The sequence below is a fragment of the Ruegeria sp. K7 genome (assembly GCF_056531785.1).
Map to the genome: position 1 here is coordinate 178,966 of NZ_JBQFMJ010000001.1, position 12,343 is coordinate 191,308.

11 protein-coding genes are annotated in these 12,343 nt (G+C 59.6%); 8 read left to right on the plus strand and 3 right to left on the minus strand.

Annotation, left to right across the window (positions count from 1 at the left end):
- Positions 1-30 precede the first annotated feature (30 nt).
- Entirely contained in the window at positions 31-1,326 is a 1,296-nt protein-coding gene (locus ACR0FE_RS00840; protein ID WP_480910297.1) for an MmgE/PrpD family protein, read from the plus strand.
- On the opposite strand, the gene pyrC is transcribed toward ACR0FE_RS00840, so the two are convergent.
- Entirely contained in the window at positions 1,323-2,360 is a 1,038-nt protein-coding gene (pyrC, locus tag ACR0FE_RS00845) for a dihydroorotase (RefSeq protein ID WP_480910299.1), read from the minus strand. The genes ACR0FE_RS00840 and pyrC overlap by 4 nt on opposite strands.
- Before the next feature lie 133 nt (positions 2,361-2,493).
- Here pyrC and ACR0FE_RS00850 point away from each other — a divergent pair, with 133 nt between their 5' ends.
- On the plus strand, positions 2,494-3,402 hold the full coding sequence (locus ACR0FE_RS00850) for an AAA family ATPase (RefSeq protein WP_170616755.1): 909 nt from the start codon (positions 2,494-2,496) through the stop codon (positions 3,400-3,402).
- A gap of 58 nt (positions 3,403-3,460) precedes the next feature.
- Complete coding sequence (locus ACR0FE_RS00855) at positions 3,461-4,723, plus strand: vWA domain-containing protein (protein ID WP_480910302.1); 1,263 nt, start codon at positions 3,461-3,463, stop codon at positions 4,721-4,723.
- Here the strand turns inward: ACR0FE_RS00855 and ACR0FE_RS00860 are convergent.
- Positions 4,720-5,220: a hypothetical protein gene (locus ACR0FE_RS00860; RefSeq protein ID WP_170616759.1), complete on the minus strand. Its 501-nt coding sequence runs from the start codon at positions 5,218-5,220 to the stop codon at positions 4,720-4,722. The genes ACR0FE_RS00855 and ACR0FE_RS00860 overlap by 4 nt on opposite strands.
- Before the next feature lie 241 nt (positions 5,221-5,461).
- On the opposite strand from ACR0FE_RS00860, the gene ACR0FE_RS00865 reads away from it, so the two are divergent.
- The 5 genes from ACR0FE_RS00865 to ACR0FE_RS00885 all read left to right on the plus strand — a co-directional run bounded on the left by ACR0FE_RS00865 (position 5,462) and on the right by ACR0FE_RS00885 (position 11,379).
- Positions 5,462-6,430, plus strand: coding sequence for an XdhC family protein (locus ACR0FE_RS00865; RefSeq protein WP_480910304.1), 969 nt, complete (start codon positions 5,462-5,464; stop codon positions 6,428-6,430).
- The gene (locus ACR0FE_RS00870) at positions 6,427-7,428 is read left to right on the plus strand and encodes a molybdopterin-binding protein (RefSeq protein WP_480910306.1); all 1,002 of its coding nucleotides are present in this window, start codon (positions 6,427-6,429) and stop codon (positions 7,426-7,428) included. The genes ACR0FE_RS00865 and ACR0FE_RS00870 overlap by 4 nt, the downstream gene beginning before the upstream one ends.
- A gap of 151 nt (positions 7,429-7,579) precedes the next feature.
- On the plus strand, positions 7,580-8,065 hold the full coding sequence (locus tag ACR0FE_RS00875; protein WP_170806253.1) for a (2Fe-2S)-binding protein: 486 nt from the start codon (positions 7,580-7,582) through the stop codon (positions 8,063-8,065).
- 54 nt (positions 8,066-8,119) lie between these two features.
- A complete protein-coding gene (locus tag ACR0FE_RS00880; RefSeq protein WP_480910308.1) occupies positions 8,120-10,480 on the plus strand; it encodes a xanthine dehydrogenase family protein molybdopterin-binding subunit in 2,361 nt (786 codons plus the stop codon).
- Between the two features lie 95 nt (positions 10,481-10,575).
- Positions 10,576-11,379 carry an FAD binding domain-containing protein gene (locus tag ACR0FE_RS00885; RefSeq protein WP_480910310.1) on the plus strand — a complete coding sequence of 268 codons (804 nt, stop codon included), beginning with the start codon at positions 10,576-10,578 and terminating at the stop codon, positions 11,377-11,379.
- Positions 11,380-11,398: 19 nt separating this feature from the next.
- Here ACR0FE_RS00885 and ACR0FE_RS00890 read toward each other — a convergent pair whose 3' ends face one another.
- Positions 11,399-12,310, minus strand: a complete 912-nt coding sequence (locus ACR0FE_RS00890; RefSeq protein WP_170816530.1) for a MurR/RpiR family transcriptional regulator — start codon at positions 12,308-12,310, stop codon at positions 11,399-11,401.
- Positions 12,311-12,343: the final 33 nt, after the last annotated feature.

Sequence of the window (12,343 nt, forward strand, 5' to 3'; positions counted from 1 at the left end):
CCGGAGACGGGCGCACGCTAGACTGCGCTCATGACTGATTTCACTACCAAGATTGCCGCTATCGCCGCTGGCCCCGTTTCGACCTCATCCCAGACCCGGATCGTAACATCCCTGTCCGTGCTCGACTGGATCGCGGTAGGGCGGGCGGGCGCGGACGAACCTGTGTCGAAAACCGTCCGCGCAATGGTTCTAGCCGAGGCCGGCCTACAACAGGCCCGCTTGTTCGGCGGCGGTTCGGCGCCCTTGCGCGCGGCCGCGTTGGTCAACGGTGCGGTCTCACATGCGCTGGATTACGACGACACGCATTTTGCCCATATCGGACACCCCTCGGTAGCGGTTTTGCCTGCTGCGTTGGCCTTGGCAGAATGGGACGACCGTATTGTCGTTGACCTTCTTGAGGCCGCGCTGGTCGGTATGGAGGTCTCCATCCGCATCGGGCTGTGGCTGGGACGCGGTCATTATCAAGCTGGGTTTCACCAGACCGCAACGGCGGGCGTGTTTGGCGCGGCCGTTGCCGCCGGGCGGATATTGGGTTTCGAGGCCGGGCAAATGGAAAGAGCCCTGGGGCTTACTGCGACACGCGCCGCCGGGCTTAAGGCGCAGTTTGGAACCATGGGTAAGCCATATAACGCCGGTATGGCATCATCTGCCGGTGTCGAGGCGGCGCTGCTTGTTCAGCGCGGGTTTGAACCGAACTCCACCGCGCTTGAAGGGCAGTACGGGTTTGGCGCCCTTCATCATGGGGAGGGCGACATCGTCTCTGCACTCGATGGTTTGGGCGATGAATGGCTGTTCGAGTCCGTCAGCCACAAGTTCCATGCCTGCTGCCACGGGTTGCACGCCGCGCTGGAAGCGGCGCGTGACCTTGACATTGCGGAACCCGAAGTGGCCGAGATCAAGATCAAGACGCACCCGCGCTGGATGAGCGTGTGTAACCAGATGTCGCCGGACACCGGATTGGGTGCCAAGTTTTCCTATCGAACGGTGATTGCGATGCAGGCGCTGGGATTCGATACCGCATTGCCGGAAAGCTATTCGGCCAGAACCTGCGCCGACCCGCGCGTTGTGTCCCTGCGAGACCGGATTTCAGTCGAAGCCGATGACAGCCTGTCTGAAACGCAAGCACAGATATCTCTTCTGCGCCGCGATGGCGTTCGTCGTGAGGCGACCCATGATCTGCTGACGCCCATGGCTCTGTCGGACCGCGAAGACCGCGTCCGCGGCAAGGCGGCCAAACTTATCGGACACGAAGACGCGGACGCGATCTGGTCGATGCTGCGCACCGGGGGCCGCGCCCGCGAACTGCCCATCAATCCTGACGGTTAATCAACTCGCCAGTGCAGCGGGAAGCCCGGGTCGAACACGGTCACAGGGCCATCCCCTGTCTCGATTTTGGACGGGTAGGTCACCGCGTCACCTTTCGTCAGGGTGAGGCTGTCCTCATTCACAGGCAAGCCATAGAATGCCGGACCGTTGAGCGAGGCAAACCCTTCCAGCTTGTCCAGCGCGTCTTCACGCTCGAACATTTCCGCCAGCAGCGACATGGTGTTTGTCGCCGTGAAACACCCGGCGCAGCCGCAGGCCATTTCCTTGTTGGCATCCGTATGCGGTGCGCTGTCCGTGCCCAGGAAATACCGCGCATCGCCCGAGGTCGCTGCGGCCAGCAATGCAAGGCGGTGTTCTTCGCGTTTTGCGACAGGAAGACAATAATAATGAGGTTTGATGCCGCCAACCAGAATGTGGTTGCGATTGATGATCAGGTGATGCGCCGTAATCGTTGCGCCCAGTCCGGCCTCATTCGATTTGACATAATCGACACCGTCTTTCGTCGTAATATGCTCCATCACAACACGCAGTTCGGGCGTCGCCCTACGGATCGGATCCAGAACGCGGTCAATGAACACGGCCTCACGGTCGAAAATATCGATGTCGGCATCGGTTACTTCGCCATGCACACAAAGCGGCAAACCGATGCTCGCCATTTTTTCCAGTACAGGGCGGACCTTGTCGAAATCGCGCACGCCCGAGGCCGAGTTCGTCGTCGCGCCTGCCGGGTACAGCTTGACAGCCTTGATCAGGCCGCTGGCATGGGCGGCGGCAAGATCATCCGGGTCCGTATCTTCGGTCAGATACAACGTCATCAGCGGCTCGAAACTCATTCCTTCCGGCAGCGCGGCCAGAATACGCTCCCGATAGGCTGCAGCCTGTGCGCCGGTGACAACAGGGGGCACAAGGTTCGGCATGATGATGGCTCGCGCAAAGTGGCGTGCTGTTTCGGGCAGAACGGCCTGCAACATGGCGCCATCGCGCAGATGCAGATGCCAGTCGTCGGGGCGGCGGATCGTGATGCTGTCGGTCATGTGCCCCGGCTAGCACAAGGGTCGCAATCGTGAAAGACCTTGTCGAACCATCTGATCGCAGTAAGTCCAGAAAGACCCGTGGGGTTGACGCAAGACCGGCACCATGCCCTTGTGTGCGAAAGGAGATTGGCTGATGAACCACCCCCAATCCATTGATGCGGTTCAGAAGATGTTGGGCGCGCAGGGATACGTCTGCGGCCGGTCTCTGGCGACCGTTGTGTTTCTGTCTCTCAAACTGGGTCGCCCGCTGTTTCTGGAAGGCGAGGCCGGGGTTGGCAAAACCGAGATCGCCAAGGCGCTGGCTTCCGGTCTGGGGCGGCGGCTCATCCGGTTGCAGTGCTACGAGGGGCTGGATGCCGCATCGGCCGTTTACGAGTGGAACTTTCCTGCGCAAATGGTGGCAATCCGGACGGCCGAAGCGGCAGGTGCTGCCGACAGATCCGCCCTGCAGGCCGAACTGTTTTCCAAAGACTACCTCGTGGAACGCCCCTTGCTGCAGGCCATGCAGCCCGATGAAAACGGCGCGCCTGTACTTCTGATTGACGAACTGGACCGGACGGACGAGCCATTCGAAGCCTTTCTGCTGGAAGCTCTCAGTGATTTTCAGGTGACGATCCCGGAGCTCGGTACGATCAAAGCGCCGGAACCTCCAATTGTGATCGTCACGTCGAACCGAACGCGCGAGGTCCACGACGCGCTAAAACGACGGTGCCTGTATCATTGGGTCGACTATCCGGATTTCGACCGTGAAATCGAAATCCTGCATGCCCGCGCGCCCGAGGCTGCCGACGCCCTCAGTCGTGAAATTGTGGCCTTTGTCCAGCATCTGCGGACCGAGGACCTATTCAAGAAGCCCGGCGTCGCCGAAACGATCGACTGGGCCAAGTGCCTGTTGGCGCTGGATGTAATCAATCTCAGCCCCGAAGTGATCGGCGACACACTGGGCGCAATCCTGAAATATCAGGATGATATCCAGAAACTGCAGGGGTCCGAGGCGAAACGCATTCTGGATCAGGCCAAAGCCTCACTCGAACCGGCGTGATGCTTCATCTTTTCCGAAATACTCCGGGGGTATGGGGGCAGCGCCCCCATGCATTGTGATGGCCGAGCAACTGCCGATCGACATTCCCGATGATCCCAAACTGGCGCAGAATATCATCCATTTTGCCCGCGCCCTGCGCAAGGCCGGGTTGCCGATAGGAACCGGCCGCGTCATTGATGCCATCCGCGCCGTTGAAGCCGCCGGTTTTACCCGCAAGCAGGATTTCTACTGGACCCTCCACGCCTGTTTCGTCAGTCGTCCGGAACACCGCACCGTGTTTGCACAGGTGTTTCGCCTGTATTGGCGGGATCCACGCTATCTCGAACACATGATGTCCATGATGCTGCCGGCCATTCGCGGTGTTCAGGAGGAGCGCAAAGCGGATGCAGCCGAAAAGCGGGCAGCCGAGGCCCTGCTGGATGGTGTCGAAAAGGATCTGCCGGAAGTCGAGGATCAGGGTGAGGAAACCGAACTCGACATTGATGCCTCTCAGACAGCGTCGTCCGAAGAACGACTGCGAAATCTGGATTTCGAACAGATGAGCACCGACGAAATCGCACAGGCCAAACGGATGCTGTCGCGCTTGTCTCTGCCGGTCAAACCCATTGCTTCACGCCGTGGTCAAGTCAGCCATCTGGGTCATCGTATCGACCGGGCTCGAACGTTGCGGGCCGCGATGCGGCAGGGTGGGGACATGCGGGACATCGCCCGGCAACGGCCCAGACCGCGCTGGCCCAACCTTGTCGTTCTTTGCGATATATCGGGCTCGATGAGTCAATACAGCCGGATCATTCTGCATTTTTTGCACACCGTCTCGAATGCGCGCGGCGCGGGCTGGGCCAGGGTTCATGCTTTCACTTTCGGAACCCGACTGACGAACATCACCAGACACCTGCATCAGCGCGATGTCGATGCAGCGCTGGCCGCCTCCGGGGCCGAGGCGCAGGATTGGGAAGGAGGGACCCGTATCGGGGAGTGCCTTCACGCTTTCAACCGTGATTGGTCCCGAAGGGTCATGGGGCAGGGCGCGGTGGTTCTGCTGATCTCAGACGGGCTGGATCGCGGTGAGCCGGATGCACTGGCGAAGGAAATTGAGAGGCTGCATCTCTCTGCAAGACGCCTGATCTGGCTGAACCCCCTGCTGCGATGGGATGGCTTTGCACCCAAAGCCAAGGGAATTGCGGCCATGCTGCCCCATGTCGACAGCTTCCGGGCGGGTCATTCCATCGCCTCGCTGGAGGAACTGGCCCAGGTCATATCGCGGACCGACGACAACGGCGAGAAAGCGCGGCTGATGACCGCGCTTTCAGAGCAGTCTTAGCCTAGCTGCTTTTCATTGCACTCTCGTGCCATTTCCATGGCTTTGTAGGTGCCCGTCAGATCGACGGTAAAGGCGAATTCCTTTTCCGGAAAAACGACCATGACCTTCTGTTTGGCCAGATCGTCGGCGAATTGCGGGTTGTCCGACAGGACATAGCCACCGGAATAACCCTTGGTGATGTTCCCTTTCATGCCGGTACCTTCGCCGACATACAGGTTGTCACCCAGCATGATTGCGACCGCACCTTTTTCACCGCGTTTGATATCGGTTTTTTCCTTGGTGAATATGCCGACGTAGCCAACCCCGCGGTCTTCGGTCAGCCCCATCTGAACCACGTTTTCAGCGCTGTCCACGGCTTCAATCAGACAGGACTTCTTTTCCTTGTCCACAAAGACTTTCCAGCCCTCGACTTCTCCATACCGTTCGAATGTATCAGCCCATACAGCAGTCGAGGCCATCAGCCCCAATGCGGTCCCCAGTGAAAGAATACGTTTCAATTTTCTCTCCGATTCAAAAAAAGTGGCAGAGCATCAGGCGGCTTGCCAGATGCGGGGTCAGGCTAAAACCTGCGCCGAAAACAATCAATCCTAGGGTTTTTTGAATATGATGAAGCCGTCAGGTTGCCCCAAGGATCCGTTCGTCTTCCAGCAATGGGTTTCTTGCTGACCTCGCCGCAGGGCTGACTTTTCATTGCAGCAAACCTGCCTATGTTGGAACGGGAAACGCCAGGAGGTTTCGATGGATCGATTCGACAATAGCCCGGAGACAGCACTGAACTGGTTCCGCAAGGGCCGTGGCGCGGCCCTGGCGACCGTTGTCGATACCTGGGGCAGTGCGCCGCGACGGGTCGGATCGCAGCTTGTGATCGGGGGCGATGGCCGGATCGAAGGGTCGGTCTCCGGTGGATGTGTCGAGGGTGCAGTAATCGTCGAAGCAATGGAAGCCATCGATGAAGGCGAGGCGCGCCTGCTAGAATTCGGTGTCAGCGACGAGGACGCTTTTGCCGTCGGTCTGGCCTGTGGCGGCACGATACGTGTTCTGGTCGAGCCTGTCGGCACGGTTCTGACGGAAAACATGCTGACGGATCTGGTTGCGGCGCGCGCAGGGCGTGAAGCTGTCGCGTATGAAGTCAATATCGACACAGGGCACCGGGCTTTACGCCGGAACGCGTATCCCGAGAGGCTCCGCATGGACCGGTCCGGTTTTGAAGCGGACGGCAAGACCTTTGTGGCTGTCCACAACCCTCCGCTGCGGTTGATCATCGTGGGTGCGGTCCACATTGCGCAGGCGCTTGTTCCAATGGCGCGGATCGCCGGGTATGATCCTGCAATCATTGATCCGCGAGAAGCCTTCGCATCCAGCGCGCGGTTTCCCGGTGAAACCATTCTGACGGAATGGCCAGACGAGGCGGTCGCTCAACTGGGGCTGGATGCGCGGACCGCAGTGGTTTTGCTGACCCACGATCCCAAACTGGATGATCCGGCGTTGCAGGCCGCGTTGCAGGCTGATGTGTTCTATATAGGCGCACTTGGTTCTACACGCACACACGCCAAACGAGTGGACCGGATGAAGCAGGCTGGTTTTGAAAATGCGCAGATTGCCAGAATCCACGGTCCGATCGGACTGGATATCGGCGCTGCGGATCCTTCGGAAATAGCGGTCGCCATACTGGCGCAAATGACCGCCGTATTGCGGGGCAAGGCGTGAAATTCGGGCCGGTTCTGGTGTCCGAAGCCGAAGGGACAGTTTTGGCGCACTCGATTCAGGCTGGTACAACCAAACTGCGTAAAGGCGTGATCCTGTCGCGTGAACACCTTGAACAACTGACACAAGCCGGCCATTCCGAGGTTATCGTGGCCCGGCTGGAACCCGGGGATTGCCACGAGGACGAAGCCGCCCGAATGCTGGCCGAAGCTTTGGCGCCAGACCCGGCCGCTGCTGGTCTTCGGGTAACGCAGCCATTTACCGGGCGCGTCAACCTGCTGGCGGACGGGTCCGGCGTCGTGGTTCTGGATACAGATGCTCTGCGGCAGTTCAATCTGGTCAATCCAATGATAACGGTCGCCACTGTCCCCCAGCACCAGCAGATGGAAGCCGGTGGGATGGTCGCAACGATCAAGGTGATCTCTTATGCGGTTCCCGGCGGTGACGTGTTGCGGGCATCGCGACTGGCCGAGAACTCGATCCGGCTGGCCGTACCCGTCCACCGCACAGCCGGATTGATCGTGACCGACATTCCCGGCGGTCCACCGAATGAAAAGGGTATTGCTTCGATGCGCGGACGTGTCGAAGCGCTTGGGATGGAGTTGAACGATATCCGCATCGTGCCGCATCGAACGCCAGATCTGGCCGAAGCCATTGCCGCCATGCACGAGGATATCGTGATGATTCTGACAGGGTCTGCGACATCGGATCCCGCCGACGTGGCCCCCGAAGCCGTGCGCTCGGCTGGGGGTCAGGTAGACAGGTTTGGTATGCCGGTCGATCCCGGCAACCTGCTGTTTCTTGGCAGCTTGTCGGATCGTCCCGTCATTGGACTGCCGGGATGTGCGCGTGCGCCTGCCTTGAACGGGGCCGACTGGGTGTTGTCCCGCGTGGCCTGCGGCATCCCGGTGACCAGTGCGGATATCGCCCGGATGGGTGTTGGGGGATTGCTCAAGGAAATCCCGACACGACCGCAGCCCCGGGCCAGAAAGAAGGTGTGACGTCGGGGCATTTTGCCCGGTCGCCATTGCGGGCTAAGCTGTTGTGTTTGGCCAATCCCCCTGTTCGTGCACCTGCCAAAGATTTTTGTTCTCAAACGAAAATTACCGTGTTTAACTCGGCACAAGCAAAAAAACGAAATGGGAGGAACTTATGACACAGGTCTCAATGACCGTGAACGGAAAACCCGTGAGCGGTGATGTCGAAGGCCGGACCTTGTTGTCCAGCTTTCTGCGCGATCACCTGTCGCTGACCGGGACACATGTTGGTTGCGACACCGCGCAGTGCGGCGCGTGCGTCGTTCACGTGAACGGGGACGCGGTGAAATCCTGCAACATGCTGGCGCTTGAGGCGGACGGTGCCGACGTCGGCACGATTGAGGGGCAGGCCAACCCGGACGGTTCGCTGAACGTGATCCAGCAGGCGTTTCAGGATCACCATGGCCTTCAGTGCGGCTTTTGCACGCCCGGCATGGTGATGAGTGCCGCCGCGCTGCTGAAAGATAACCCGCGTCCGACCGAGGCCGAGATCCGGAAATATCTGGAAGGCAACCTGTGCCGCTGCACCGGGTATCACAACATCGTCAAGGCGATCATGGCCGCATCGGGCCAGGACGTTTCCAGCATCGCCGCCGAATAAAGCGGTCGCAAAGAATTTTCAGCGAAAATTCTTTCCCAGGGAGGAGAACAAGCAATGCCCAAAGACAGTGGCATCGGAGCCAGTTCCAAGCGGCGCGAGGACGTGCGCTTTCTGACCGGAGCGGGCAATTACACCGACGACATCAACGTACGTGGACAGGCCTATGTACATTTTCTGCGGTCCGACATCGCACATGGCCGGATCAAATCCATAGACACATCTGCGGCGGAAGCCATGCCAGGTGTGGTCAAAGTGTTCACCGGTAAGGACTTCGAAGGCGTGGGCGGGATGCCCTGCGGCTGGGAAGTCACCGACAAACACGGCGCACCCATGCAGGAGCCGCCGCACCCCATTCTGGCGCAGGGCAAAGTGCGTCACGTTGGCGATCCCATCGCCGCCGTTGTGGCCGATAGCCTTGAACAGGCGCGCGACGCGGCCGAGGCAATCGACGTGGATATCGATGAATTGCCAGCCGTTATGGATATGAAGGCCGCAGCGCAAGATGGCGCGACGCTGGTTCATGACGACCTCAAGAACAACATCTGCTATGACTGGCAGCTGGGCGAAGCGGACGACGCCAAGGTCAACGAGGTCTTTGCCAACGCGGCTCATGTGACCTCGCTGGATCTGGTCAACAACCGTCTGGTCGCCAACCCGATGGAGCCGCGCGTGGCCGTGGCCGAGTACAGCCGCGCGACCGAAGAGTATACTCTGTACACGACGTCGCAGAACCCGCACGTGATCCGTCTGCTGATGTGTGCCTTTGTTTTGGGTCTGCCCGAACACAAGGTCCGCGTGGTGGCCCCGGATGTGGGTGGCGGCTTTGGCACCAAGATCTTCCACTATGCCGAAGAAGCGTTCTGTACCTTTGCGGCAAAAGCCTGCGGGCGTCCGGTCAAGTGGACCGCCAGCCGGTCCGAGGCATTCATGTCGGATGCGCAGGGTCGGGATCACGTCAGCAAGATCGAGCTGGCGCTGGATGCGGACAATAATTTTGTCGGCCTGCGGACCAACACCTATGCCAATCTGGGCGCGTATCTGTCGACCTTCTCCAGCTCGGTTCCGACCTGGCTGCACGGCACACTGATGGCGGGCAACTACAAGACGCCGGTCATTCAGGTAAACGTGAAAGCGATGTTCACCAACACGGTGCCGGTGGATGCCTATCGCGGTGCGGGCCGCCCCGAGGCGACCTTCCAGTTGGAGCGCGTCGTGGACAAGGCCGCACGTGAGCTGGGCGTCGATCCGATTGCACTGCGCCGTCAGAACTTCATCACTCAGTTCCCCTATGACACGCCGGTGGCGCTGACTTATGACATTGGAAACTACAACGGGACGATGGACAAGCTTGAGGCCGCTGCCGATTTGGCGGGCTTTGCTGCACGTCGGTCGGCGAGTGAGGCCAAAGGCAAGCTACGCGGTCTTGGGATCAACTGCTATATCGAGGCCTGCGGCATCGCGCCCTCTAACATCGTTGGGATGCTGGGGGCCCGCGCGGGTCTCTATGACGCTGCGACGGTGCGCGTGAACGCGACTGGGTCGATCAGCGTCATGGTCGGTGCGCACAGCCACGGGCAGGGGCATGAAACCGCCTTCCCGCAGGTCGTGGCGGACATGATCGGCATCGACGAGTCGATGGTCGAGATCGTGCATGGGGATACGTCCAAGATCCCGTTCGGGATGGGCACCTACGGCTCACGTTCGCTTGCGGTCTGTGGGTCGGCCATGGTCAAGGCGACCGAGAAGGTGATCGATAAGGCGAAAAAGATCGCTGCACACCTGCTTGAAGCGTCCGAGGCCGATATCGAGCTGAAGGATGGTCAGTTCAGTGTCGCGGGCACCGATAAATCGGTTGCCTGGGGGGATGTGACCCTGACGGCATATGTCCCGCACAACTATCCGCTGGAGGTCGAGCCGGGGCTTGAGGAAACCGCCTTCTATGACCCTGCCAATTTCACCTTCCCGGCAGGTGCTTATGCCTGTGAGGTCGAGGTTGATCCGGACACCGGTCAGGTCAGCATCGAGAAATTCACGGCCGCGGATGATTTTGGCAATATCGTTAATCCGATGATCGTTGACGGCCAGGTCCATGGCGGTATCGGTCAGGGCATCGGTCAGGCCCTGCTGGAGAACTGCGCCTATGACGAGAACGGCCAGTTGCTGAGTGCGTCCTTCATGGATTACGCCATGCCGCGTGCCGATGATGTGCCATTCTATGGTGTCGACCATTCCAGCCAGACGCCGTGCACGCATAACCCATTGGGTGTGAAGGGCTGTGGCGAAGCGGGCGCGATCGGATCGCCGCCGGCAGTTGTCAATGCGGTGCTGGATGCGCTGAATTCGGGCGGGAAGGCGGTGGACCACATCGACATGCCGGTCAGCCCGTCGCGCGTCTGGGCAGCCATGAACGGCTGAGTTGAGAGGGTGGACCGGGGGCCAGCCCCCGGACCCCCGGAGTATTTCCAAAAAGATGAAGGGCCGGGAAACGCCCTTCGGAAAGGAAAAGCGAAATGTACAGTTTCGAGTTTGAAAAACCCTCGACCATAGCCGATGCGGTTGCCGCGTTGGCGGCCGAGGATGCACAGGCGTTGGGAGGAGGGCAGACCCTTATCCCGACGCTGAAACAGCGACTGGCGGCGCCATCATCCCTGGTATCCCTGAGCGGAATTGCCGAGATGAAGGGTGTTTGCATTGAAGACGATGGCTCGGTTGCGATCGGTGGGGCGACGACTCATGCCTCGGTGGCGCGTGATGCGGCGGGGTCGTACCCGGCACTGGCGGCGCTGGCTGGTCAGATCGGCGATCCGGCAGTGCGCAACCGCGGCACAATTGGCGGGTCGGTGGCAAACAATGATCCTGCAGCCTGTTATCCTGCGGGTGTTCTGGGATCAGGTGCGACCATCGTTACCAATACACGCCAGATTGCGGCAGATGACTTTTTTCAGGGCATGTTCACCACTGCGCTGGATGAGGGTGAAATCATTACGTCTGTCCGCTTTCCGGTGCCACAGGCGGCGAGTTACCAGAAGTTTCTGCAACCGGCGTCGCGTTTTGCGTTGGTGGGTGTGTTTCTTGCCCGTTTCGCTGACGGTGTTCGGGTTGCCGTAACCGGGGCCAGCGAAGATGGCGTGTTTCGATGGGGTGAGGCTGAGCAGGCCCTGAACAAGGAGTTCCGGCCGGATGCGTTGATGGACCTGAAGGTCAACCCCGCGAACATGATTGGGGACTTGCATGGCAGCAAGGAGTATCGCGCACATCTGGTCAACGTGATGACCAGACGGGCTGTCGAAGCGACGATGTATACAGCGCAATGAACAAGGACAACCCCCGGATTTACCGGGGGTTGATCTTTTGACGCACTCTGGGCGGCTTTGAAGGGCGCCAGTACGCGCCGGTTTCCTCACGAGCCTTCTGATATTCTTCCACGCGAATTCGTGCGGCGTCGCCGCCGGCGTCAAAGAGATGACCAAGCAAGCATTCCAGAACGGCCATCGCGCCCGAAAAGCTTGAGAAGTGGTGCAGGGATCGGGTGCTGACTGCCAGGACAACGTCGGGTTTGACGCCCGGGGCGATGACGTCACTGTCCGACAAAAGTATGATCTTCATTCCCATGTCGCGGGCATACCGCATGGCCTGAATCGTGTCCGCTGAATAAGGTTGGACGGTTATCGCGAACAGACAATCCTGCGTGTCCCCTTCGATCAGATCATCAATCGCGGAGCCCATTTGCCGAGGGATAAGCTGCATTCCGGGTTGTGCCATGCGTCCGGCGTAGCAAAAATACGAGGCCAGTGCATGGCTGGCCCGCGTGGCCGTCACAAAGCAACGCTTTGCATTGGATATGATATCCGTGGCCATCTGCATTTTCTTGGGGTCTATCTGCCGCAACGAGCGGGTGACGACGTTCAACTCATTCCGTGCGAATTGGGATTGAGCCGTAGCGAATTGCCCTTCTTGTCTGAGGCTGGACAGCCAGTCCTGTCCCAGCTGTTCCTCTCGGTCTGTGGCCAGAGCGTGCCGAAATGGCTGACGAAAGGCGTCAAACCCGTCAAAGCCCAGCCTCTGTGCCAATCGGACCAGAACGTTGGAACTGACGCCGATCTTTTGGGCGGTAACTCGAACCGGGTCGATACCGAAATCTGCCGGATGATCGATAATGTATTTTGCGGCTGCCTGAAGCTGTGTCGGCAGGTCATCGATGGTGCGGCGAAGGCGGCTGGTCAGTTGGGTTGGAGATTCCGGCATGTTCCTAGAAAAACATATGTTATGAAAAAGGCA